A 25,226-nucleotide genomic window follows, 5' to 3' on the forward strand; every position below is an offset into this window, starting at 1 on the left:
TGAGACACAAAGGCCGGCGAGTGATCGCCGGCCTTTTGCTTTGGCTTATCGCCAGCCCGAAGTGATCGGGTAACGCCTTTCCCGACCAAAGGCGCGGGTGGTCACACGCGGGCCGGGGGCGGATTGACGACGCTTGAATTCGTTCAGCAAGACCAGTCGCACCACCCGCCGCACGGTATCGGCCTGAAAACCTTGCGCGACAATCTCGGCCTGCGACTGTTCGCCCTCGATAAAACGGGCAAGAATCGCATCGAGCTCATCGTAAGGCGGCAATGAATCCTGATCGGTCTGGTTATCGCGCAGCTCCGCCGAGGGCGGCCGTTCGATCACCGCAGGCGGAATCACCCAGCCGGCATCGCCCTGCCCGGCCTCATTGCGCCAGAGCGAGAGCTTGTACACCACCGTCTTGTAGACATCCTTCAGCGGGGCATAGGCACCGCACATGTCGCCGTACAGCGTGGCATAGCCCACCGCCATCTCACTCTTGTTGCCCGTGGCCAACAGCAGGCGGCCATGCTTATTGCTCAGCGCCATCAGCATCACGCCACGGGTACGCGACTGCAGATTTTCTTCGCTGGTATCGGCCGGCTTGCCGGCAAAAGCCGGGGTGAGCGCATCGATAAACGACTGGTAGGTCTGCTCGATCGAGATGACGTGGTAATCCACGCCAAGGTGTTCGGCCTGTTCGCGCGCGCCATCCAACGACAACTGCGAGGTATAGCGCGACGGCATCATCACCGCCGTGACCCGATCGGGGCCGAGGGCATCGACGGCCAGCGCCAGGGTCAGCGCCGAATCGATGCCGCCCGACAGACCCAGCAGCACGCCGCCGAAACCGTTCTTATCGATATAGTCGCGAATGCCTCGCACCAGTGCGGCATAAAGCGTTGCTTCGGCCGGTGCGGCGCTCATCTCCGGCCAGTTTTCAGCCTGCCAGGTCCGGTTGGCCGAATCGAAACTGGCCCATAGCAGCGTATCGGTGAAAGTGGGCGCGCGGGCGGCGATGCTGCCGTCGCCGTTGACCAGCAGCGTACCGCCGTCGTAGACCACCTCATCTTGACCGCCGACCAGGTTGAGATAGGCGATGGCACAGCCGGTTTCCTGCGCGCGCAGCTTCAGCGCGGCCTCGCGCCCGGCCTGTTTGGCGTCGTCCCAGGGCGAGGCGTTGATGACCATAAGCCATTCCGCACCCGCTGCCGCGGCCGCAGCGGCCGGCTCGGCCTGCCAGATGTCTTCGCAAATCAACAAACCGACGCAGATGCCGTCGATCACAGTGACCGCGCTGGCATGGCCGGGGCGGAAATAGCGCTTGTCGTCGAATACGCCGTAATTGGGCAGCGCCTGCTTATGCGCGGTCAGCTCAATGCGGCCATCCCGCAGCAGGCTGGCGGCGTTGTAGACCTCGCCCTCGCTGTGCGGATGACCGACCAGGGCGACGACGCCATGGGTATCGGCGGCAAGCGCCTTCAGTTCGCTATCGCAGGCGGCGAGAAAGCTCGGCCGCAGCAATAAGTCTTCCGGCGGATAGCCGCTCAAGGTCAGCTCGGGAAACGCCACCAGCGCCGCACCGCCGGCGCGTGCCTGCGCGGTCAATTGACGAACCTTGCTTGCGTTAGCGGCGACAGCGCCGACCGGAAAATCGTATTGAGCCAGCGCCAAACGTAGGACAGCCATCGTGCGTTCTTGTGTCGGGTCGATCAGTGCTCAATGGTAGTGCATCGGGCCGCAGACAAGAGGGTGGCCCGGCGATCTTGAACCGGCTCTTAAAAAGCGATGGTGGCCGTGATCGTGTCGCTGTAGTTGCCCGGCATCGGCGTGGCCTGCGCCGGCACGGCCCCGTACACGTTGATGGTTTGAATATTTCCCGAGCCGGTGCCGGTCACCATGCTGGTGCCGGCGGTGCCATCGCCCCACACAATACTGCGGGGCGCGTCGGTATAAAGCTGATAGTTGATCGCGCCACCGCCGCCTTGCCGCGGCATGGAGCGTGCCGCCACATTGCCGCTGTTGCCGCCGTTCAATGAAATCTCAAACGCATCGTTGTTGGTACAGCGCGCGGAAATCGATCCCGTGGCGGTCAGCGTGCCACTCAGTATCCCGGTGCTGCCGAAAGCGACATTGGTGGTACTGATGGTGCAGTTGTTCGTCACAGTGGCCGAGGCGGTGAACGTAAAGGTCGAGGCCGGCGTGCTGAGCGAGGCGCAGGTTGGCGAGCCGAGTAGATAGAACACGTCATTGAGCGCGGTCAGCGCACCGCTGAAATTCTGGCTATAAACCGTATTGCCGTTGGCGACGGACGGCACCGTGGGCTGATTGGCGGCAATCAATCCGTAAAACGTCACGACCTGGTTCACCGTCGTCCCCACCAGCGGCTTGGCCAAGGTCAGCGATATCGGCGTCGTGCCGTTGGCGGTCGAACCCCATAGCAACGAATGCGCGGCGTCCTGATACAGGTCGTATTGCATGCTATTGGCGCCGTTGACCATGCTGCGCGGACTGGTGGTACCCAGATTGAGGCAAACCAAGGCCGACGGCGTCAGGCTTACCAAGGGCCAGGTACAAGTCACCGTGACCGTGCTGGTGGCGGCAACGGCGCTGAGCGCGATCGGGCTCACCGTGCCGAAATTAATACTGGTCGCCACCGCCGAGCAGCTTTGCGCATGAGCGCGCCCGACGCCAAGCAACAGCGCGAAGCACAGCAGCAAACCGTACGCTAGACGTTTCATGGTGGACGTTTCACGGTGGACGCTTCATGGCGAATGCCCCGCTGATGCACCACAAGTCACAGGCCCGATGGTCGGCATACTGTGATCGCCCGGCGCTTGATAGGTGAAACTCAGCTCGCAATGCCCTGCCTCGCCATCGATCTGTAGATGATTCACGGCTTGCAGGCCGCTGATGAAAACCAGGCCGTCGTAACCGGTCACCGTATCTGTACCGCTTTCCAGGTGATGCACGCGTGTGCCAGGCGCCATCGGCTTGCCGGCGGCATCGTGCACAATCACCGAGGCAGCTACCTCACGGCTAATCGGGAATCGAGCAAGCACGCCCGATTGCGCCTGCGGGACCAGTTCAAGCGTGGTGGTGCCGATATGCATGTCGGCCGGCAGATTCATGCTGTCGATCGCCACTCGATTGTCTTGATAGGCATTGAGATCGGGCACCAGCAAATGACCGCCGCTGCCGGTCTTGCCGATGACGCGGTTTTCATCGAGCACCGGAATGCCCGCCACGCCGTCCGTCGACACCAGGGCAAAGCCATCGTAGATATGTCGCGCCGGCTGCACGCTGCCATCCATCCACACCAGCGAACCCTGCGCATCGAGCGATGCCGTCGTGTGCCCGTCGAGGTCCTGCACAACGCCGATAAGCTGACCGGCATCGCCCAGATATTGCAGTTGCGCCTGACGATAGTTCACGTTGGCGGCATGCCCAGCTTGCAAACCCCAGCCCCAGCCGCCGCCATAGTCCGGCGGCCGAATGGCATTGGCGTTGTAGTACGACTGACCGTTCTGCCGGCCCACCGTCGTATTGATCGAGGTGTTGTCGCCCAGCCCGATATTCACCCCTAGAAAGATGCCGCGCGAGTCATGTTTTTTGAAATCCTGAAAGGCGCTGAGGTTCAACGACAGCAGGTTGCCGAAACTCACCGCGTAGGACATCGAGCCGATGCGCGACGCCTGGCTCCCCCTGAGCTTGAAACCGATATAGCTCAATGCAAGGTTCTGGTTGCTGAAAAAGGGCAAGGTCACGGTCAGCCGATCGATCGCCGTGGGTACCGGCGCACCATCGCGCGCCGCCAGATCGCCGTAATGGCCAAAGGCGCGCGTGGTCTGCGCATCGACCGAGAAACGCGCATGGATCATCTGATAGCCAAGGCTGACCTGAGTACCCGTCAGCCGGCCGCCGCTGGCCGCGACCGAACCATTGAGCACCCCTACCGCGCCTACTCGCAGCAGCGCACCGCCACCGGCATTGATAAGGCCATGGGTTGCTTCGGCGTGCCCCTCGACTGTCAGCGCATCGTTGACGCCGTACCGCATCGATCCGCTGCCGGCGGGCCTCGAGTCGTAGTCGAACGATGCCGCGCCATAATTACGGCGCAGAAACCCCGCCTCGAACGAATAACTGGAAAGGCCGCTCGCCAGCAATCGCGTATCGATATACAGCGGCAATGAGGTCGCGACAGAACGCCCGAGCGCATCGCGAGTAATCAAGGTGGCCTGACCGGCACCATTGATGCCCGGCACACTGTTGAACACGAACGGTCCACTAGGCACGTCGGTACTGAATTGCCGCACGTTGTTGATGTAAAGATCGACCGACGAGGGCACCACAGCGGAGCCGGATAACATCGGCACTGGAAAGGTAATCAAGTCGGGGCGCAACGCGAAATTGCTGCGCCACTGAAAACCGGCCAAGCGGATCGAACGCGACCACGCCAGCGACGACGAAATCGTGTCGCCGAACTGCATCGTGCGCAGCGTGCCGGGATCGGAGCTGCTCCATGACGTGTCAAAGCGCAGATACCGATCGTCATGACGGTAAAAGTAGGCTATGCCAGTGTTGCTGAAAACACCTGCCGGGTCGAAATAACGCTGCTCGCTCCAGATCGCCAGCCGCTCGCCTGAGTCGCTTTGGGCGAACGCATCGTAGTTGAGAACCAGCCCGCGCCCCGAGGCCGCCGTGGGTACTTTCGATAGCTGGCGCGTATCGAACGTGTAGGGTTTACGCATGCCGTCAGGCACGTTGATCTCAACCACTTGATGCGCGTCGTCGTAGTGATAACGCAAGCCGGCCATATCATCCAGCGAAACTTCGGCGGCATCGGCAATACCTAGTTTATCGGTCGCCAGGCCGATCGCATTCAGATCGCGCCCCGTCGCGTAAAGACTGCCTCTCAAGATGCGGAAACGGGAAATCAACGCGATGCGCACTCCATTGAGAGAGACTTCGAGATAGACCTCGTACGGCTGCCGGGCCATCGCTTCAAACGACGTCGGCGTGGCGGCATGTACGCACGGCCACGCCAATAAGGTCAGCAGCGCAACACCGGCCAAGTACGGCCAGCGTGTTAATCCAAAGCACCACGCGACGATCGCCGTGCCAAGAGCATGCGATCGCTGGCGCGCGATGAGCAGCATGGGATGCGCGGCTAAAGCCGCGGATCGATGCTTACTAGCGCCTCCAGCGGGAGCGCATTGACGTAAGCGCGAAGTTTCAGCGTGCCGCGCATATCAGCGCCTTCGTCCACATCGACCTTCCATTGCCGCGTACGACCCGGCAGTGCATAGCCGAGCAAGCCTTTGCCGACGGTGTAGGTCTTGCCAGCCGCGGTAGTCAATTGCACCGTGCCGATCTGACCGCGCCGGCTACCGGTATTGCTTACGCGCAGCAGCCAGCCACGATCATCACGCAACACCTGCCATGACAGTATCGGCTGGCCCGGCGCGCCGGGCGGTTCGACGAAAACCGGCACCGAATAACGCAATCGAATATTGACGCCGTTGATGGCGGCGGTCTCCGGCGGTGGAATTTCGTCGATCAGAATCCGGTAGCTTTGCTCCGCCGTGACCGGCTGAGCATCCCGGCGAATCAAGCGCACCTGCTGCTCGCCTTGCGCCGCAATTTGCAGAATCGGCGGACTCGCCATCAGATCTTGCGTGGGTGTCAGCGCATCATCGTCGACGGATTGATCCCAGCGAAACACCCGCACCTGCCCATACAGCGGCTGCTCACCGGGATTACGCAAGGTAATGCCGTAAGCATTTTCGTTCGCGCGCAACTCGATCATGACCTGGGAAATCTGCAACGAAGCGGCATGCGCCGTTGCGCATGCCGTAATGAGCCATCCCAGGAACAGCGTGCGTCGCATCGGCAGCCGCCGATTCAGAAATACACCGTTGCGGTAACCGTCGTATCGTAAGTGTCCGGCTTGGGCGTGGTTTGCGTCGGCACCTGGCCATAAACCGTAACCGTCTGCGCCGAACCGTTGCCCGTGCCGGCCTCGGTATTGGTGCCCTGGGTATTGCCGAACAGTGTCAGGTGTCCCGAGTCCTGATACAGCTCAAACGCCACCGTGGTACCGGTATTGCCGGCGGTCGTACCCGCCATCAAACGAGCGGCGACGGTCGACCCGGCCACCGTGCCCGCATCGAGACCGATGTTATAGGGCGTGGTATTGCTGCAGGTGATCGACAACGTACTTGACTGGTTGACCGCGGCGGTCAACACGCCTGTCGTTCCGAAATTCAGCGGATTGGCGGTAATCCCGCAGTTAGCCTGCAAGGTCAGCGATACAAGAAACGTCGCGGTGGCGGTGCCATTGGAATAAACGGCGGCGTAAGCCGGCGAAAGAAGCGATCCAGTGCACAGCGTCAAGACAAGAGCGGAGCAAATCAGCTTACGCGTCATTAGCGGTCCCCCGTAGCCTGCGGATACGTTCTCTTTACGTTCCGATTATTGCTTTTAATGCGCCCACTCAATTTAAAGAGTCACGCGCTACAGATCTTTCTCGCATGTACCAACCATGTCAAGCACTGCCCTTAACGGTTATCCGAATGAGTTATCGAATATGCTCATTAAGCCGCATTAATTGACCTTGGTACTAATGTATAAGCGACCATCTTCACGACTCAATAACATTTTTCATTGACAACTAATTGGCGCGTCATTTCATGCAGGGACGCAGCAGCCATCGGCGACAGTTAGCGACACCGAGATAAAAATAAGCCGCCCGGCGATCATTCGACGCGAGGCCGCAAAACCCCGTAGATCAGATGCATGTCGATGACGCCAATTTTCGGCTATCTGAAAATTGGCGCTCAACGCATCACGAGGCGCACCCAGAACGAAAGCCGCAAAAAAAGGGGCCGCGAAAACGCGACCCCTTCAATTCGATCTATTGCGATCGCTAACTCTGGTACGGCTTACTTCATCAACTTGGCGAGGGTCTTGCCCAGATCGGCAGGCGACTTCACCGTGGTGACGCCAGCCTTCTCCAGCGCGGCGAACTTGGCGGCTGCCGTGCCCTTGCCACCGGAGATGATCGCGCCGGCATGACCCATGCGCTTGCCCGGAGGCGCCGAAGCGCCGGCGATGAACGAGACCACCGGCTTTTTGACGTATTCGGCAATGAACTCGGCCGCGTCTTCCTCGGCGCTGCCGCCGATTTCGCCGACCATGATGATGCCTTCGGTCTGCGGATCGTCCTGGAACAGCTTGAGGCAGTCGATGAAGCTCAGTCCGTTGATCGGATCGCCACCGATACCGATGCAGGTGGACTGGCCCAGACCTTCGTTGGTGGTCTGGAACACAGCTTCATAAGTCAGGGTGCCCGAACGCGACACGATGCCGACCTTGCCCGGCTTGTGAATGTGACCCGGCATGATGCCGATCTTGCACTCGCCCGGAGTGATGATGCCGGGGCAGTTCGGACCGATCAGCACGATTTCAGGATGCTGCTGCAACACGTTTTTCACGCGCAGCATGTCGAGCACCGGGATGCCTTCGGTGATCGCCACGATTACACGAATACCCGCATCGATCGCTTCGAGGATCGAGTCGGCCGCGAACGGCGGCGGCACGAAGATGACCGACGCATCGGCGCCCGTCTCGTCAACGGCTTCGCTCACGCTGTTGAAGACCGGCAAGCCGATGTGCTCGCTGCCGCCTTTGCCCGGAGTCACGCCGCCGACGACCTTGGTGCCGTAGTCGAGTGCCTGTTCGGCGTGGAAGGTGCCCTGCTGGCCGGTAAAGCCCTGCACGATCACCTTGGTGTTCTTATTGACCAAAACGCTCATTCGATTGCTCCTCAGGCCTTGGCCGCAGCCACGGCTTTGTACGCCGCGTCGTTGAGATCATCAGCCGGCGTAATCGCCAGGCCGGAGTTGGCCAGCAGTTCGCGGCCCTTCTCGACATTGGTGCCCTGCAGGCGCACCACTACGGGGATTTTCAGACCCACTTCCTTCACGGCCGCGATGATGCCTTCGGCGATCAGGTCGCAACGCACGATGCCGCCGAAGATATTGACCAGGATGGCCTTGACCTTGTCGGAGGAGAGAATCAGCTTGAACGCCTCGGTGACGCGCTCTTTGGTGGCACCGCCGCCAACGTCGAGGAAGTTGGCCGGCTCGCCGCCCGCCAGCTTGATTACGTCCATGGTGGCCATGGCCAGACCCGCGCCGTTGACCATGCAGCCGATGGTGCCGTCCATCGTCACGTAGTTGAGGTTGTGTGTGACGGCAGCGGCTTCGGCGGCGTCTTCCTGGCTCAGGTCGCGCATGACGGCCAGGTTCGGGTGACGGAATTCAGCGTTGTCGTCGGAGTTGACCTTGCCGTCGAGGGCGGCGAGGTTGCCGTCTTCGAGAATGGCCAGCGGGTTCAGCTCGACCAGGGCCAGATCCTGCTCGTTGAAGAGCTTGTACAGGCCCAGCATGATCTTGGTCAGTTGACCGACCTGCTTGGTGTTCAGATCCATCGCGAAACCGAGCTGACGGCACTGGTACGGCTGCAGGCCTTCAACGAAGTCGATCACCACGGTGTGGATGTCTTCCGGGGTGTCCTTGGCGACCTGCTCGATGTCCACGCCGCCGTGCTTGGAGGCGATGAACGAGATGGCCTTGGTGTCGCGGTCCACCAGGATCGACAAGTACAGCTCTTTGGCGATGTTGGTGGCATCGGTGACCAGCACCAGATTCACCGGCAAGGCACGGCCGGCAGACTGGTAGGTCTCCATATTGGTGCCGAGCATGCCTTTGGCGGCAGCACGGACATCATCGAGGCTACGGCAGAACTTGACGCCGCCGGCCTTACCGCGGCCACCTGCGTGGATCTGTGCCTTGACCATCCATTGCGAACCGCCCAAATGCTTGGCGACATCGACGGCGGCGTCGGGAGAGTTGGCTACTTTGCCCGGCGGCACGGCAATACCGTACTGCGCGAACAGCTCTTTGGCCTGGTACTCGTGGAAATTCATTCGATACCTCAGCGAACGGGGAAACGTGTCGGCCGCACGCGGATGCAAGCGGCGTGGGCGGGGGAACGGACGGCGGTTTAGCGCGCTGCCGGCAGGCAGTACACCGTGTCAGTCATGGTCCAGCACGACTAAAACCGCGTAGTACGGCCAGGCATTTTCGCGGAAGCGGGGGCTGATTGAAAGGGCTGGGGAACGGGGAACAGGGAACGGGGAACAAAAACGCCGCGTTCAGCCAGGGGGCGACTCACTTTGAGCGCGATGCTTAGAGCGGGATTGGGGGGAACGGGGAACGGGGAACGGGGAACGGGGAACGGGGAACGGGGAACGGGGAACGGGGAACGGGGAACGGGGAACGGGGAACGGGGAAAAGCCTAAAAAGCAAAAGCGAAAAAGCAAGAGCAAAAACAAAGAAAAATCAAAAAAGAACGCGGCGCCACAACATCCCCTCAAACTTCATGCTCCCCGTTCCCCGCTCCCCATTCCCCGCCTTCAAACCAACGAAAGATCAAAAAAAGAACGCAGCGCCGCAAGGCCCCATCAGCCTGCACGTTCCCCATTCCCCATTCCCTATTCCCCGTTCCCCGTTCCTAATACTCTCGCCCTTTCAGCCAGCCGAGTCCCAAGCCAGGTGCCTATAGCCGCGCCCCCCTCCTTTACCAGTGCCCAACCCGCCACTGAGCCGGTGCGCCATGAGCTGTTTTTTCTCAACTACTTTCGGCTGGTACAGGCGCTGATCTACTCCGCACTGGCCTTCAGCCCGACGCAGGAGTGGCCCAGGCTCAGCAATATCGGCCTCGCCCATGCGCTGGCCGTGGCTTACCTGGTGTTTGCGGCACTTACCCTGATCTTGACTCGCCGCGTCGCCTCGCGAAGCAAACTGATCGTGTCGGCCACCCTGGTGGTGGACATCATCACGGCAGTGCTGGCGGTAACGGCCATACACGACGCACGCATCGGCATCTCGATGATGCTGGTGGTGAGCCTGAGTGCCGGCGCGCTGATCCTGCCGCTACGGCTGTCGCTGTTTTTTGCCGCACTCGCCACCCTGGGCATGCTCGGTCACTCGGCCCTTGAGTTGCCGAAGACGGATATGGATCGCGAGCTGTTGGAGTCGGGCCTGTTTGGCCTGGCTTATTTCGCCAGCACCCTGCTCTGCTATGTATTGAATCGGCAATTGCGCGCCACCGAGGCACTGGCCGAACAACGCAGCATCGACCTGGCCAATCTGTCGCAAGTCAACGAACTGATTATTCGCCGCATGAAGACCGGGGTGTTGCTGGTCGACGACGCCAATCGCATCCATCAGATCAACGAATCGGCCTGGATGCTGCTGGGCAACCCCTCCGCCGATCAGCGCGACCTCGGCCAACTCGCCCCGGAACTCTCGCGCCGGCTGTATCACTGGATCACCTCAGGCAAGTTGAACGAAACCGCCACCCAGCTTGCCGACGGCGTGCCCGAAGTCGTGCCGCGCTTCGCCCGCCTGGCGCCCAACGATGACTCGCACGTACTGATTTTTCTCGATGACACCTCGCTGCTGTCGCGTCGCGCCGAAGAGCTGACACTTAGCTCGCTGGGCCGGCTATCGGCCTCGATTGCGCATGAAATCCGCAACCCGCTGGCGGCGATCCGCTACTCGGCGCAACTGCTGGCCGAGTCGAGCGACCTCGGCCTGACCGACCAGCGCATGGTCGAGATCATCAACAACCACTGCATTCGCCTCAACGACATCATCGAAAACATTTTGCAGTTGTCGCGGCGCGAACGATCACGCCCCGAAACGCTGGACCTTGGCCGCTGGGCACACAGCTTTGCGGAGGAGTACCGCCAAGGCAACGACCTCGGCGTGGATTCGCTGCGAGTGATTGCCGGCGAGCAACCCGTGGCCGCCGTGGCCGACCCGCAGCAACTACAACAAGTGCTATGGAACCTGGTGCAAAACGCACTGCGTTACGGCCGCCTGCCCGGCGAACCCGCGCGTGTCATGGTGGTGGCGCGGCATGGCGAACACGGCGTGCCAATCATCGAGGTGATCGACCGCGGCCCAGGCATCGCCCCCAAGGTCGCGGCACAAATCTTCGAACCGTTCTACACCACCCATGAATACGGCACCGGACTAGGCCTATATCTGGCCCGGCAGATGAGCGAGGCAAACCAGGGCTCGCTGGAATATGTCCGCGTAGCCGGTGGCGGCAGTTGCTTTCGATTGATGTTGACGCCAGCGCATCGCAGCAAGGGGATGGATGACGGGGACTAGGGAGCGGGGACTAGGGAACGGGGAACGGGGAACGGGGAACGGGGAACGGCCTAAGAAGCAGGAGCAAAAAAGCAAGAGAAAAAACAAAGAAAAATCAAAAAAGAACGCGGCGCTGCAAGCACCCATCAGTCTGCATGTTCCCCATTCCCCGTTCCCCGCTCTTAACTCACGTCCCCCGCACTATCAGCTCCACCGGCAACACCTCAGACTCCACTTCCTCGCCCTTAATCAGCGCCAACACCTTGCGCGCCAACTGGGTACCGCCGGCCTGCCAATCTTGTCGCACCGAACTCAGCGGCGGCAGGAAACTCGCCGCCAGCGGCATGTCGTCGTAACCGACCACAGCGACGTCATCCGGCACTTTGCGGCCCAGCGCGTTCAGCGCGCGAATCGCCCCCATCGCCAGCAAATCGCTACAGGCGAACACTGCGTCGAAAGGGACTTTACGTGCGGCCAACGCATCGATCGCATCCATGCCCGAGGCCAGGGTAAATTCGTCGCGGCGAATCAGCAGCGGCTTGATCCCATGTAGTGCCAGCGCATCGACGAAACCATGCAAGCGCTCATAGATCTCGGGATGGCCGGGGTTGCCGATAAAAACCGGATTGCGTCGCCCCTGCCCCGTGAAATGCTCGGCGACGATCTGGCCGCCGGCGCGGTTATCGCTGCCGACCACTACATGGTGGTCATGATCGCCATGAGCGCCCCACACCACCATCGGCAAACCCAGCTTGTCGAAACGACGCACCGCATCCTGATGCACACCTTGACCCAACAGAATCATGCCGTCGGCGGCCTGCACCGCCGCCGCGGTAGCACCCTGCCGCGTAGTCAATAACACGCTATAACCGGCAGCGGTCAGCTCCTGCGAGATGCCACCCAGCAGGGTCAACGGGTACGGGTCGAGCATGGTGCGGTCGTTGCTCGGCTTCATCTCCACGATGACCGCCACCGTATAGCTATGGCGCAGGCGCAGGTTGCGCGCGTTGAGATTGAGCTTGTAACCGTGTTCGCGTGCGAGCGCCTGTAGCCGCTCGCGGGTGGCTTGATTGACCAGCGGGCTATCGCTGAGCGCCCGCGACACGGTGATTTTCGAGACCCCAGCGAGATCCGCCAGATCGGCCATGGTCAGGCTCGCCGATGACGCATCACGCGCACTTCGCTTGGCTGGCTGCGATTTCTGACTGCGACTCAAGAGCTGGCCCCGGACTATTTTCAAGATGCTGCGACACGGCGAACTGATCCGCCGCCATGGCGCGCAGTGTGTCGATTTGAGTGCGATGCGTCCAACCAGAAACGCGCCAGCCCCCTGCTTACCCATCGAGGCAGCGCTTGCCGCCGCCCTGACTCAGCCGGCAATAGCACCTCGCTTTCGCTCCAAGCCGCTCTGCCAAGCCATGCTATTACTGCGTCGCAGCAAATGATATCGATATCTTGATACCGATATCATTTGCTGCCAAGCTCGCCGCCGAAACCACCTTGGATCGCCGGGAGCGCATGTTGGATCATCACGAATCAGAGTCAGTCAACGCATCGGCACCCCATGACGGCAAGCCGATCGACCCCTGGCTACTGACCCGCCATGGCATCGACCCGGCCGGCTTTGCGCAGGACGAGAGCCTGTTCGCGCTGGCCAACGGCGCACTCGGCGTGCGCGGCGGACTGGAAGAGGGCGACAGCCCCACCCAGGCCAGCTTTCTCGCCGCCGCCTGGGAGCGCACGCCGATCGAGTACCACGAGCGCTTCCCCGGCTTTGCCAGTCATACCGATACACGCATCCCAGTGGCCGACGCCACCCGTATCCAGCTACGCCTGGGCAATACGCCAGTGCGACTCGGCGAAGGGCACTGGCTGGATTTCGAGCGTGCATTAGATCTACGCAACGGCCGTTATTGCCGCCGCCTGCGTTGGCGCTCGCCAACCGGCGCGACTCTGGAGATCGAGGCCGAGCGCATCGTTAGCCTGGCCGATCCGGGCCTGCTCGCCATCCGCTATCAAGTGCGCTCCATCGATTACCACGGGCCGATCAGCTTCGAATCCTCTATCAGCACGACCCGCGCCGCCGCCGAGCAAGGGCTGGACCCACGCATCGGCGCACGCCTGGACGGCGGCTTGAACACCGGCAACGCCCGCGCCGATGAAGCTCAAGCCTGGCTGCAGCAACAAACCACCCATAGCGGCATTCGCCTGGCCTGCGCGCAGGCCCATGCCTGGCCGGGCTCGGAGCTGAGCTTTCGCCAGGCCCATCTCAGCGCCCATGGCGTCACCCAGACCTATGCCGGCACCCTGGCGCCGGGCCAGACGATTGCGCTGGAAAAATACGTTGCCTACGCCTGGACCCAACCAGACGGAACCGATAGCGATGGCGCCTTGCTGGCGCGCGCCGAGGCCAGCCTGTTGCGCGCGGCTCAACATGGTTACGCCACCCTGCTCGACCGCCAGACCGAGATCCTGGCCAAGCTATGGCAGGACACCGATCTGGCTATCGACGGCGATCCGCAGATCGAGCAAGCGTTGCGCTTCAATCTCTTTCACGTTTTCCAATCGAGCGGCCGCGACGGCCACAGCAGCGCCGCCGCCAAGGGGCTCACCGGCGAGGGCTACGAAGGCCATTATTTCTGGGACGCCGAAGCTTTTATGCTGCCGGCCCTGGTCAATCTAGCGCCCGAGCTGGCGCACGGCATGTTGCTCTACCGCTACCGCACGCTGGATCGCTCGCGCCGGCACGCGCGCGAGTTGAACCATCCACGCGGCGCGCTATACGCCTGGCGCACGATCAGCGGCGACGAGTGCTCGGCCTACTTCCCCGGTGGCTCGGCGCAGTACCACATCAACGCTGCCGTCGCCTGGGCCGTGCGCCTGTATGTCGATGCCAGCGGCGATCACGAATTCATGCTCAAGCACGGCGCCGAGATGCTGTTCGAGACCGCGCGCATCTGGCTCGATATCGGCCACTTCAATCCGCGTCGCGGCGGCGCTTTCTGCATCCACGAAGTCACCGGACCGGACGAATACTCAGCCCTGGTCGACAACAATCACTACACCAACCGGATGGCCCAACGGCATCTGCGCGATGCCGCCGCAACGGCGCTCTGGATGCTCAACAGCGCCCCCGCCGCCTACGCCGCGCTATGCGCACGCATCGAACTCGGTGAGGGCGAAATCACCAAATGGCGTCGCGCTGCCGAAGCGATGTACTTGCCTGTAGACACGCGACTGGGCATTTTTCCGCAGGACGACGGCTTTCTCGATAAGCCGCGTCTGCGCCATGCCGATGGTGATGTCGATGTCGATGTCGATGTCGATCACCAGGATGCTCACGCCAAGCGCCCGTTGTTGCTGAAGTTGCATCCGCTAAGCATTTATCGTCACCAGGTATGCAAGCAGGCCGATACCTTATTGGCCTTGATGCTGGCCGGCGAAACGGTCGATCGCGATGCCAAACGACGCAACTTCGATTACTACGAAGGCGTCACCGTGCACGACTCCACTTTGTCGGCGTCGACCTTCAGCGTCATCGCCGCTGAAATCGGTGAGGCGGCGAAAGCCTATCGCTATTTTCTAGACACCCTGCGTGTCGATCTGGACGATTTGCACGGCAATGCCGCGCACGGCGTACATATGGCGGCCATGGCCGGTAGCTGGCTGGCGCTGACCTGGGGCTTCGGTGGCCTGCGCGTCATCGATGGCCTGCCGTCACTGGCCCCGCGCCTGCCTGACGCATGGCGCGGCTATCGCTTCGGCCTGCGTTGGCGCGATGTGCAGTTGCGTGTCGCGGTCGACCGCGATGGCGTGACTTACACCTTGAGTCGCGGCATCGAACTCAATTTCCGCCATCACGGCCAGGCCAAGCATTTGCGCAGCGGCGAATCGCTGCGGCTAGCGCACAGCATGCCCGCACCCTCGCGCCACCGCCTGACGCAGCCATTGCAAGCGGTGATCTTCGACCTCGATGGCGTCATTGCCGACACCGCCGTGGCGCACGATGCCGCATGGCGGCAGCTTGCCGCCGAGATCGGCGTGCCATTCGATGACAGCCTTGGCGAGCGGCTGAAAGGCGTCGACCGCATGGGCTCGCTGGCGCTGCTGCTTGAGCGCAGTCAACACGCTTACAGCGACGCGGAAAAAACCGCGCTGGCCGAACGAAAGAATACTTATTACAAAGCCAGGATCGCCGACATGGGTCCGCAGGATCTACTACCGGGCGCGCGCGCCGCGATCGAGTCAGCACGCCGCGCAGGTCTAAAGATCGGTCTCGCCTCGGCCAGCCGCAACGCGCCCATGTTGCTGCAGCGGCTAGGCATCACCGAACTGTTCGATTACGTGGTCGATGCCAGCCGCATTGTCCACTCCAAACCTGATCCGGAAATTTTTCTGGCAGCGGCCAGCGGCCTTGGTATCGCGCCAAGCGCATGCCTGGGCGTAGAGGACGCTGCCGCAGGTATTGCCAGCCTGCGTGCCGCGGGGATGACGGCGGTAGGTGTTGGCTTGCACGAAGCACTAGCCGATGCAGATGTGCTGTTGCCGAGCGTCGCCGCGTTCGACATCAGCATTTTCAAAACCGATTCAAACGGCGAACTGGGGTAATCAGACCGAAGTCATCGAACCGGGCAATCGAACCGGGGGAGTCGCCTCGCTTCATGCGGCGCGATAACAAAAACTGGGTGGGGAGTAAGGTTTATGCATAACAAGTCACTGACCCGATTGACGCTATCGGCGGCCATTGCCGCCAGCTTGATGTCTGGCGTCCTGGTCTCGCAAAACGCATCTGCGCAAGACAACACGCAAGCACAAGGCAACACCTCGACGGCCAACAAGGGGGCGCCGCAAGCGGCTGACGCCAAGTCGACCAAAACGCTGCAAGAAGTTGTGGTGACCGGCACCCCGACCGTAGGCGGCATACGAAAAATCGACGCCAGCTTCTCGATTACCTCAGCTACTGCCGAACAGATCAAACAAGCTAACCCGAAGAGCACGGCCGATCTGCTGAAAATCGCGCCCGGCCTGTGGCCTGAATCCACCGGTGGCCAGACCGGTGCGAACGTTGAAATCGCCGGCTTCCCCGGTGGCGGCGACGCGCCGTTCTTCACCATGCAGATGATGGGTTCGCCGCTCTATGGCATGCCGACCTTATCGTTCTTCGAGCAATCGACGATTTTCCGCCTCGACGACACGATCGAGCGCGCTGAAATTCTGCAGGGCGGCCCTTCGGTCGTCTTCGGCGACGGCCAGATCGGCGCCACCGCGAACTTCATCCTCAAACAAGGCTCCGCCAAACCCACCGGCAGCGTCGGCATCACTTATGGTTCGGAGGGCTTGTGGCGCGCCGATGGCTTCTACGGCTTCAAGCTTGCTGAGGGCTGGTATGGCAGCGTCGGCGGTTTCTGGCGCACCTCCGATGGCGTGCGCTCGCCGCAATTCAAAGCCGACAAGGGCGGCCAGTTCACCGCCACCGTATCGCACGACATCGGCACCAACGGCTCGCTGATGCTGTACGCCCGCCTGCTCGACGACAAGAATCAATTCATCACGCCGATCCCCTTGATCCAGCACGGCAGCGATAAATTTTCCGCCTATCCAGGCTTCGATCCGCTGACCGACACGTATTACTCCAAGGCCATCCAGCACGTGCATCTGGCCGGCTATCCCGGCGGCGGCACCGATGCCAATCTGGCCAACGGTCGCGGCGCGAAAATGACCTTTTTCGGCGGCAACTTCGATTACGACCTGGGCGATGGCTGGTCCATCTCCGACAAGTTTCTGCTCAACGGCGGCGACGTCGATACCAATGCGCTGTTCTCGGGATCCAATCCGGCCTCGTTGAACGACATGCTTTACAACACCCCGGCCGGTTTTGGCGGGCTGGTCCTTCCCGCTGGCGCGGCAACCGCCAACTACGTCAACGGCGGCGCGGTGGATCCCAATCAAAGCGTCATCCATCAGGGTTGGTGGTATATCCACAAACACCTGAAAAACATCAACAACGATTTCCGCCTGAGCAAAGAGCTGTTCGAAGGCAATACGCTGACCGCAGGCCTGTATCTGGCGCACTACACCGACGACGACAAATGGGCGCTGGGCAACCAGATGCTGATGAGCAATACGCCCAATGCCCGGCCGATTACGGTGACCTACAACAAGGGCGGGCAAACCTACTACGTCACCGACAATCAGGGCCTGCTCGACAATGGCGGCTACAACATCACCGAGCACGGCGTAGCCACCAACAAGGCGTTTTACCTGTCCGATTCGTGGCGCATCGACCGCTGGTTGTTCGACGCTTCCGCGCGCCTGGAAAACCAGCACGCCTCCAATCGCGTCTGCAATCTGAGCAATGTCGATCTCGATCACAACCCGCTCACGCTCTACAACAATTCGGTGCCCGTGTGTAACGGCACCTTCTCCACCACCGACTACGACAAGACACATACCTCGTGGACAGTCGGCGCCAACTACGAGCTGGCCGACAACATGAGCGTGTACGCCCGCGTGAACAAGGGCGTGCACTTCGGCGATTTCGACAACGCCTTGCGCGGCAATACCACCGGCAATACAGCGCCACTGCAAAAGGTGCAGAACTTCGAGGCGGGTTTCAAATATCAGTCGGACCTGATCTACGCCGATATCAGCGTTTATCACAAACAGTTCAATGGTCTGACCTATCAACCGACCGACGGCCAGGGCGTGCCGGTAGGTAAGCAACTGCTGTACGGATCGGACTCCAAGGGCGTCAACCTCAGTGGTGCCGTGATGCCTATCGATCACCTGCGGCTGCAACTGGTCGCCAACTATCTCGATGGCCACTACTCGCACTACACCGGCTGCATCCCGTATGTGAATTCGGTAGCCGGCAACGGCTGCGCACCGATCAACGGCGTGCAATTGCAGCGGCAGCCGAAGTTTCGCTACATGTTTACCCCGAGCTACAAGATCCCGTTCTCCTGGGGCGATGTCACCGCTTTCGTAACCTATACGCATGTCGGCTCGCATACGCAGGATCAATCGGGCCTGCAGCAACTGGGCACCTATCACACCTGGGATTTCGGCGTGGTCGCCAATGTCGAACAGAACTGGGAGCTGCGCTTGCAAGGCACCAATATCACCAACGAGCTGGGCCTGACCGAAAGCAACTCGCGCATTTTCGGCTCCGCCTCCGGCAGTGACGGTGTCATCCTGGCTCGGCCGCTGGAAGGTCGCGAGGTCAATTTCCAGGTCAAGTACAAGTTCTAAGTACAAGTCATGAGTACACGTTTATAAGTACGGGTTTATAAGTTACCGGGGCCCCTCCCCGACGAGTGGTCCAGGCCGGCTACCCTATAACGGCCTGGACCACCCTTTTTGTTATGCATCGAGGTGGCTGTGAATCGATTCCGCATGATCGCCGCGCTGGCACTGATCTATATGGTCTTCGCGATACTGCTTAACAGTGTCGGCACGGTCATCCTGCAATCCATCCACACCTTCAACATCGACAAACCGCAGGCCAGCTTGCTCGAATTGTTCAAGGATCTGCCCATCGCGATCACCTCGTTTCTGGTCGCATCCTTTCTGCCTTTGCTGGGTTATCGACGCGCCATGATGCTGGCGCTGGCAATCGTCGGTTGCGCCTGCATGTTGATGCCGCTGTATCCGGGTTTTCATACCGCCGAGCTGCTGTTCACTTGTATCGGTATTTCGTTCGCGCTGGCCAAGGTCGGCGTGTACTCGTCGATCGGCCTGCTGACCCATGACAAGACCGAGCACAGCCGGCTCACCAACACCATCGAAGGGCTGTTCATGCTCGGGGTAATGATCAGCGGCTGGCTGTTCAGCGCCTTCATCGATCATGACGCACCGACCAACCCCACCTGGCTGAATGTTTACTGGCTGCTTGCAGCACTGTGCGGCCTGGTCATTGTTTTGCTCGCCACCTCGCGCCTCGACGAATCGGCAGCACATAGCGGCGGCAAAAACTCGATTCGCGGCTCGCTCAACGAAATGCTGCAATTGTTTCTACGGCCGCTGGTTTACGTGTTTCTTATTTCGGCCTTTCTATACGTACTGATCGAACAAAGCTTCGGCACCTGGCTGCCCACCTTCAATAACGAGATTCTCAAACTGCCCAATGCGATGAGCATCCAGCTCGCCAGCATTCTCGCCGGCGCCACCGCACTGGGCCGCATCGGCGCAGGCCAAGTGCTGCGGCGGGTGCCCTGGCATATCCTGCTAAACCTCTGCGTCGTCGGCATGGGTTTGCTGGTGGTGCTGACCTTGCCGCTGGCACGCGATGTCGTCGCGCGTGCCGACGTGAACTGGTTCAACGCACCGGCCGCCGCTTATCTGATTCCGCTGATCGGCTTGTTGATGGCGCCGATTTATCCGGTCATCAACTCGGTGGCGCTCAGTTCGCTACCCAAACCCGCACATGCGGCGATGACCGGCCTGATCGTTATTTTCTCCGCGCTCGGCGGCACGCTAGGGTCGCGTATCACCGCGATCGTGTTTGCCAATTTCGGCGGCATCCACGCTTTTTATTTTTCGCTGGTGCCGATGTCGCTGGTGTTGATCGCACTGTTTTTCTTCAAGCGCGAAACCGATCGTGCCGGCGGCCTTACGACAAAATAGCTCCCGCCCGCGAAAGAAGCCCGGCGAGCAATGCGCCGTTGAGTAGTACGTATAGACATGGAGTTATCGTGAAGTTCCGTCACTTGAAATGTATTGGCCTGTGCCTGATCGCCGCCTTGGCCGCACCCGCATTCGGCCAGACCGACCCAAGCTTCCTGCTCACGGCAACCTCGAAGCATTTCGATAGCTACTTTCCCAGCTATCTCGCCAACGGCTATTTTTCGACGATGACATCGCCGCGCGGCACCGAGGGCAATCTCGCCTATATGGTCGCCTTTATGGACTACGCCAAGGACGATATCGCCCGCCCCGCCGCGATTCCCGGTTGGAGTGAAATCGACTACAACCCCGGTGGCGGCTGGATCAATTCAACCCGCCTGGGCAAAGAGATCTTTACCGACTACGCGCAGACACTGAACATGCGCGACGGCACCTTAAGCACCCGTTATCGTTTCGTCTATGCGAACAAATCGACCGACGTAAAAGTCACCACCTTCGTCAGTCAGGCAGCGAATCATCTTGCCGCAACCCAGCTTTCGATCACCCCGCAATTTGACGGCAGCGTGCAACTGACATTTCCGCTGCGGCTGTGGTCGGAGCATCAGCCGCGCTTCCCCATCGGCAAGATGAGCGGCGATGAGATGATCGCCGCGGTCATCGCCAGCGGGCAGAATCTGGATAACAAACCCGTACCCACGCCCGACCGCGCCGCCGTGTGGTATCACGGCGTCACTCGCATTGTGTCCAGCGATGGCGATGCCAAGGCGTTGACACTGTCCCTCGATGGCCGTGCCGAACAGGGCCTGACCATGGCCGAGGCCGCCGCCATCAACCTGCCGGCCGACCTGGACATCGAAGACGTCAAGCTGGAGCGTGGCCCGCACCGCCTGTCGCTCAACGTCGTCGCCAAAGTAAAACAAGGCAAAACCTACACCTTCACCAAATACATCGCCGCCTCCCGGCAGAACTGGGGCGGCGATGCGAAAGAGACGCTAGCCCTGGCCAAAGCCGCGCGCGAGACCGGCTTTGCCGCCCTGCTTGCCGAGCATCAGGCCGCATGGCATGAACTATGGAAGGCCGACATCGTCGTCGAAGGCGACGCCAAGGTGCAGCAGGCGTTGCACTCGGACTTGTATTACCTGCTGTCCAACACCACCACCGGCACCGCCTGGCCGATGGGCGCCTGCGCACTCACCCCCGGTTACGCCGGCCATGCTTTTTGGGACAGCGACTCGTGGGTGTTTCCCGCCCTGCTCTTGCTGCATCCAGAGCGCGCCAAACCGATCGTGATGTTTCGCCATCGCACTATGCAGCCCGCCCGCGAACGCGCTCGGCAGTACGCCACCAAAGGCACCATGTATCCGTGGGAGTCCGACCCCGAAACCGGTGTCGATCACACGCCGCATTTTGCCTATGGCGTGTTTCGCGAGATCCATGTCAATGCGGATATCGCCATCGCCCAATGGCAGTACTACCTCGCGACCGGCGACACCGCCTGGCTCAAACAATACGGCTGGCCGGTGATCGACGAAGTGGCGCAATTCTGGGCCAGTCGCGTTACCTACAACAAAGAAAAAGACCGCTACGAGATTCATCACGTCACCTCGCCGGACGAAGCCTACGACGACGTGCCCAATGATTCGTTTACCAATGCCGTCGCGCGCAAGGCACTGACCATTGCGATTCAGGCATCGAAACTGGTCGGCGCCAAAGCCGACCCGCAGTGGGCCGAGATCGCCTCGAAAATATATATCCCGTTCCAGGACCAGGAGCAGCGCCATCTCGATTTCGACGCCTCGGTGCCGCACGACAAAATCACCTGGATGGGTTCGTCGCTGGCCTGGTTGATGTATCCCAATCTCGACCTGCCGATGTCGGCGCAAGTGCGCAAGAACGACTTCGACTTTCAGCTCAACGAACTGAAAGTGCATGGCGACGACCCCAACGAAATGATGATGGTGATGCTTGCCGTCGGCGCCGCGGAATTGGGCGATGCGAAAACCGCCGGCGATTGGATACAACGCAACTTGGTCGGCTTTCTCAAACCGCCGTTCAATGTGCGCACCGAAACGGTGGCCAACAACGCCGGATACATTCTGGCCACCTCCGCCGGCTTCGTGCAGAGTTTCGTCTACGGCCTGAGCGGCCTGCGCATCGACGAGCAAGGCCTGACCGAGGCCTATGCGCCTGCGCTGCCACCCGCATGGCGCGCGCTCACCCTCAAGCACATCAGCTTCCGTGGCAAGCATTACGACATCCATATCGAGCGCAACGCCAGCGGCAAAGCCGTGCTGACCCGCAAGGCCCTGGACTGATGCGCGCCCTCGCACCGCACGGTTGAGATGTTTACGGCTTTATCCATCTGTGGAGAAATCGCCATGCGCATACCCCGCCCTCGATCCCAACAGCTAATCGCCTTGTTTTGCGCAGGCTTGCTCAGTGTTGCGGCATGGGCCGATACGCCGCCTGCGCGCGTCAGCGGCAACGGCGGCGTGACCGCAACCGATTTCAGCGCGCCCTACTCCGCCTTCGCCTCACCCGAGTCGCTCGTACGCTTTCAACAAATGATCGTCGAGAACCGCAGCGCGCCCGGCCTGGGTAGCCCGATTGAAGTCAGTCGCGCCTACTACGAGCGGATCAACGCCGATCGCGTCGAACGCATGAAAAAACTGTACCCCGTAAAGATCGCCGCACAAACCATCGGTGGTGTCCCCACCGATGTAGTGGAGCCGGCGGCGGGAATCGGCGGGGACAGCCATGAGCGAGTGCTTATCAATCTGCACGGCGGCGGCTTTCTATGGGGCGCCCATAGCGGCGGCCTGGTGGAGTCGATCCCCATCGCCAGCCTGGGCAAGATCAAGGTCGTCAGCGTCGACTACCGGCAAGGCCCCGAGTACGTTTTCCCCACCGCCAGCGACGATGTGGAAGCGGTCTACCGCGCATTGTTGAAACACTACAAAGCTAAAAACATCGGCATCTACGGCTGCTCCGCCGGCGGCTTTCTCACCGCCGAATCGGTCGCCCGATTCATCTCCAAACACCTGCCGGTACCGGGCGCCATCGGTACCTTCTGCGCCTCCTTGGTCGCCCTCGACGGCGACTCCGTCTATACCGCGCCACCACTCAATGGCGACGCCGTACCCAAGCATCCTATACAACTCACCGACCTGCCCTATTTCAAAGGCGCCAGCCCCACCGACCCACAAGTGCTTCCCGGCGTTTCGCCGCAACTACTAGCCAAGTTTCCGCCGACCTTATTGATAAGCGGCACCCGTGACTTCTCCATGAGCTCAGTGATTCGCAGCCATGCCCTGCTGACCCAGGCCGGCGTCGATGCCGACCTGCACGTATGGGACGGCATGTGGCATTCGTTCTTCTCCGACCCCGAGCTACCAGAGTCGAAAGACGCCTACAACGTCATCGTGAAGTTCTTTGCACGGCACCTAGGTCACTGAGGATGTGTTTGCCCGGTGCGTAGGTTGGGGTGAGCGAATGCGAACCCCAACGTTGCGCGATGCTGGGTATTACGGCGAGTCCCAAAAGCACGCATGTTGGGTATCACGGCGGATCCCAAAAGCATGCCACCTCGGGTATCACGGCGAGCCTCAACGTTACGCAACGTTGGGCATCACTTTGTTCAGCCCAACCTACGCGAGCCGTTGCCGAAGGATGAAGTGGTGGGGCAGCGTGGCTCCCTCCCCTGCTTGTAGGGGAGGGTTGGGGAGGGGTTGAATCTTGCGGCAAGGGTGTACCCCCTCCCAGCCTCCCCCTGCAGGCAGGGGGAGGGACAAAGAGGGCGCGCATCATCTCTGGAAGCATTTCATCGCCACCGTCCTTGACGCACATCACACTTCAAGATTGAAAATTCTGGAATACCTGACTCCGCCAGACACCAGCACCCGCCCCGGCGATTGAGACACGACAGCCTTTGCCCCCTGGAGGGGCGCCGGGTATTCTTGTGAAGATTACATTTCAGCTTGAAGCGCATGAGCCAACAGACCGTACTGGTCATCGACGACGAACGCGACATTCGCGAGCTGCTTACTATCACTCTGGGCCGCATGGATCTGCGCGTGGATGCGGTAGGAACGGTGACCGAAGCTCGACGCGCACTGGCCGAACACAGTTACGACCTATGTTTTACCGATATGCGCCTGCCCGACGGTAATGGCCAGGAGGTGATCGAACTGATCGCCACCAGCCATCCCGATACGCCGGTGGCGATGATTACCGCCTATGGCAATGTTGATGCCGCAGTGAATGCGCTCAAGGCCGGCGCTTTCGACTTTGTCTCCAAGCCGGTCGATATCCAGATGCTGCGGCAACTGGTGCGCACGGCGCTGAAGCTGGCCGAGGAAAAGCGCAGTGACCATGTCGCCGCCAAGTCCGGCGGCACGGGCGACCGGCTGGTCGGCGATTCGCCGGCGATGCAGCAGGTTCGCTCAACCATCACCAAGCTCGCGCGCAATCAGGCGCCGGTCTATATCGCCGGCGAGTCCGGCGTGGGCAAGGAGTTAGTAGCGCGGCTGATCCACGAGCAGGGACCGCGTGCCGGCGGGCCGTTTGTGCCGGTGAACTGCGGCGCGATCCCTTCGGAGTTGATGGAAAGCGAGTTTTTCGGTCACCGTAAAGGCAGCTTCACCGGCGCAGTAAACGATAAAGAAGGGCTGTTTCAGGCGGCCCACGGCGGCACGCTGTTTCTCGACGAAGTGGCGGAGCTGCCGCTGCACATGCAGGTGAAATTGCTGCGTGCGATCCAGGAGAAAGCGGTGCGTGCGATTGGCGGGCGCGATGAGATCCCGGTGGATGTGCGCATTCTCTCGGCCACCCACAAAAATCTTGGTGCGCTGGTCGAGCTGGGGCAGTTTCGCCAGGATTTGTTCTATCGCATCAACGTGATCGAACTATGCGTGCCACCGCTGCGCGAACGACGCGGGGACGTGCCGTTACTGGCCGCGTTTATCCTGCGCCAGCTTGCTGCCAAGAGCGGTGCGGCGGCGGGTCAATTGCAGCCGGCGGCACAGCGCGCGCTGGAGGAATACGATTTCCCCGGCAATGTGCGCGAGCTTGAGAACATTCTTGAGCGCGCGATGGCGATGTGCGACGGCGACACCATCGATGCTATCGACTTGATGCTGCCGCAACGCACCCAGCGTGCCGGCGCAGGCGCTGCTTCGGAAGCGCCGGCAACACCACACGCAGTCGCACCGCCAGCGGCAGCGACTGGCGATGGCGGACTGGACGACTACATCAGCAATCTCGAACGCACGGCGATCGTCAAGGCGCTGGAAGAGTCGCGCTACAACAAGACCGCCGCCGCCAAGAAGCTCGGCATCACTTTTCGGGCGTTGCGCTACAAGCTGAAAAAACTGGGCATCGACTAAGCCT

The 25,226-nt window shown here is 60.9% G+C and carries 15 protein-coding genes; 7 read left to right on the forward strand and 8 right to left on the reverse strand.

The window, feature by feature from the left end; genetic code table 11:
• Window positions 1–45: 45 nt before the first annotated feature.
• The 7 genes from DVJ77_RS16665 to sucC all read right to left on the reverse strand — a co-directional run bounded on the left by DVJ77_RS16665 (window position 46) and on the right by sucC (window position 8,977).
• The gene (locus tag DVJ77_RS16665) at window positions 46–1,674 is read right to left on the reverse strand and encodes an NAD+ synthase (RefSeq protein ID WP_114846642.1); all 1,629 of its coding nucleotides are present in this window, start codon (window positions 1,672–1,674) and stop codon (window positions 46–48) included.
• Between the two features lie 89 nt (window positions 1,675–1,763).
• Window positions 1,764–2,726: a Csu type fimbrial protein gene (locus DVJ77_RS16670; RefSeq protein ID WP_114846643.1), complete on the reverse strand. Its 963-nt coding sequence runs from the start codon at window positions 2,724–2,726 to the stop codon at window positions 1,764–1,766.
• A gap of 24 nt (window positions 2,727–2,750) precedes the next feature.
• Window positions 2,751–5,144 (reverse strand): fimbria/pilus outer membrane usher protein, encoded by a 2,394-nt coding sequence (locus tag DVJ77_RS16675; protein ID WP_114846644.1) that lies wholly within the window; start codon window positions 5,142–5,144, stop codon window positions 2,751–2,753.
• Between the two features lie 11 nt (window positions 5,145–5,155).
• Window positions 5,156–5,875 (reverse strand): fimbrial biogenesis chaperone, encoded by a 720-nt coding sequence (locus DVJ77_RS16680; RefSeq protein ID WP_114846645.1) that lies wholly within the window; start codon window positions 5,873–5,875, stop codon window positions 5,156–5,158.
• A gap of 14 nt (window positions 5,876–5,889) precedes the next feature.
• A complete protein-coding gene (locus DVJ77_RS16685; RefSeq protein ID WP_114846646.1) occupies window positions 5,890–6,414 on the reverse strand; it encodes a Csu type fimbrial protein in 525 nt (174 codons plus the stop codon).
• Between the two features lie 515 nt (window positions 6,415–6,929).
• Entirely contained in the window at window positions 6,930–7,802 is an 873-nt protein-coding gene (gene sucD / locus DVJ77_RS16690; protein WP_114846647.1) for a succinate--CoA ligase subunit alpha, read from the reverse strand.
• A gap of 11 nt (window positions 7,803–7,813) precedes the next feature.
• Window positions 7,814–8,977, reverse strand: coding sequence for an ADP-forming succinate--CoA ligase subunit beta (sucC, locus tag DVJ77_RS16695; protein ID WP_114846648.1), 1,164 nt, complete (start codon window positions 8,975–8,977; stop codon window positions 7,814–7,816).
• Between the two features lie 628 nt (window positions 8,978–9,605).
• Here sucC and DVJ77_RS16700 point away from each other — a divergent pair.
• Window positions 9,606–11,234 carry a sensor histidine kinase gene (locus tag DVJ77_RS16700; RefSeq protein ID WP_225428050.1) on the forward strand — a complete coding sequence of 543 codons (1,629 nt, stop codon included), beginning with the start codon at window positions 9,606–9,608 and terminating at the stop codon, window positions 11,232–11,234.
• Window positions 11,235–11,400: 166 nt separating this feature from the next.
• Here the strand turns inward: DVJ77_RS16700 and DVJ77_RS16705 are convergent, their stop codons facing one another.
• Window positions 11,401–12,360 (reverse strand): LacI family DNA-binding transcriptional regulator, encoded by a 960-nt coding sequence (locus DVJ77_RS16705; protein ID WP_114846649.1) that lies wholly within the window; start codon window positions 12,358–12,360, stop codon window positions 11,401–11,403.
• Between the two features lie 308 nt (window positions 12,361–12,668).
• On the opposite strand from DVJ77_RS16705, the gene pgmB reads away from it, so the two are divergent.
• The 6 genes from pgmB to DVJ77_RS16735 all read left to right on the forward strand — a co-directional run bounded on the left by pgmB (window position 12,669) and on the right by DVJ77_RS16735 (window position 25,222).
• A complete protein-coding gene (gene pgmB, locus DVJ77_RS16710; protein ID WP_225428051.1) occupies window positions 12,669–15,821 on the forward strand; it encodes a beta-phosphoglucomutase in 3,153 nt (1,050 codons plus the stop codon).
• A gap of 93 nt (window positions 15,822–15,914) precedes the next feature.
• Complete coding sequence (locus DVJ77_RS16715; RefSeq protein ID WP_114846650.1) at window positions 15,915–18,464, forward strand: TonB-dependent receptor; 2,550 nt, start codon at window positions 15,915–15,917, stop codon at window positions 18,462–18,464.
• Window positions 18,465–18,608: 144 nt separating this feature from the next.
• A complete protein-coding gene (locus DVJ77_RS16720) occupies window positions 18,609–19,838 on the forward strand; it encodes an MFS transporter (RefSeq protein ID WP_114846651.1) in 1,230 nt (409 codons plus the stop codon).
• 68 nt (window positions 19,839–19,906) lie between these two features.
• Window positions 19,907–22,153 carry a glycosyl hydrolase family 95 catalytic domain-containing protein gene (locus tag DVJ77_RS16725; protein WP_114846652.1) on the forward strand — a complete coding sequence of 749 codons (2,247 nt, stop codon included), beginning with the start codon at window positions 19,907–19,909 and terminating at the stop codon, window positions 22,151–22,153.
• Window positions 22,154–22,216: 63 nt separating this feature from the next.
• On the forward strand, window positions 22,217–23,293 hold the full coding sequence (locus DVJ77_RS16730; protein WP_114846653.1) for an alpha/beta hydrolase: 1,077 nt from the start codon (window positions 22,217–22,219) through the stop codon (window positions 23,291–23,293).
• Window positions 23,294–23,824: 531 nt separating this feature from the next.
• The gene (locus DVJ77_RS16735; protein WP_114846654.1) at window positions 23,825–25,222 is read left to right on the forward strand and encodes a sigma-54-dependent transcriptional regulator; all 1,398 of its coding nucleotides are present in this window, start codon (window positions 23,825–23,827) and stop codon (window positions 25,220–25,222) included.
• The last annotated feature ends 4 nt before the right edge of the window (window positions 25,223–25,226 follow it).

Source organism: Dyella tabacisoli, from assembly GCF_003350925.1.
In the GTDB taxonomy this organism is placed as follows: Bacteria; Pseudomonadota; Gammaproteobacteria; order Xanthomonadales; family Rhodanobacteraceae; genus Dyella_C; species Dyella_C tabacisoli.

Coding starts and splice junctions, on each gene's coding strand:
- DVJ77_RS16665 (WP_114846642.1), bottom strand. CDS start 1,674: ATGGCTGTCCTACGTTTGGCGCTGGCTCAATACGATTTTCCGGTCGGC.
- DVJ77_RS16670 (WP_114846643.1), bottom strand. CDS start 2,726: ATGAAACGTCTAGCGTACGGTTTGCTGCTGTGCTTCGCGCTGTTGCTT.
- DVJ77_RS16675 (WP_114846644.1), bottom strand. CDS start 5,144: ATGCTGCTCATCGCGCGCCAGCGATCGCATGCTCTTGGCACGGCGATC.
- DVJ77_RS16680 (WP_114846645.1), bottom strand. CDS start 5,875: ATGCGACGCACGCTGTTCCTGGGATGGCTCATTACGGCATGCGCAACG.
- DVJ77_RS16685 (WP_114846646.1), bottom strand. CDS start 6,414: ATGACGCGTAAGCTGATTTGCTCCGCTCTTGTCTTGACGCTGTGCACT.
- sucD (WP_114846647.1), bottom strand. CDS start 7,802: ATGAGCGTTTTGGTCAATAAGAACACCAAGGTGATCGTGCAGGGCTTT.
- sucC (WP_114846648.1), bottom strand. CDS start 8,977: ATGAATTTCCACGAGTACCAGGCCAAAGAGCTGTTCGCGCAGTACGGT.
- DVJ77_RS16705 (WP_114846649.1), bottom strand. CDS start 12,360: ATGGCCGATCTGGCGGATCTCGCTGGGGTCTCGAAAATCACCGTGTCG.
- DVJ77_RS16715 (WP_114846650.1), top strand. CDS start 15,915: ATGCATAACAAGTCACTGACCCGATTGACGCTATCGGCGGCCATTGCC.
- DVJ77_RS16720 (WP_114846651.1), top strand. CDS start 18,609: ATGATCGCCGCGCTGGCACTGATCTATATGGTCTTCGCGATACTGCTT.
- DVJ77_RS16730 (WP_114846653.1), top strand. CDS start 22,217: ATGCGCATACCCCGCCCTCGATCCCAACAGCTAATCGCCTTGTTTTGC.
- DVJ77_RS16735 (WP_114846654.1), top strand. CDS start 23,825: ATGAGCCAACAGACCGTACTGGTCATCGACGACGAACGCGACATTCGC.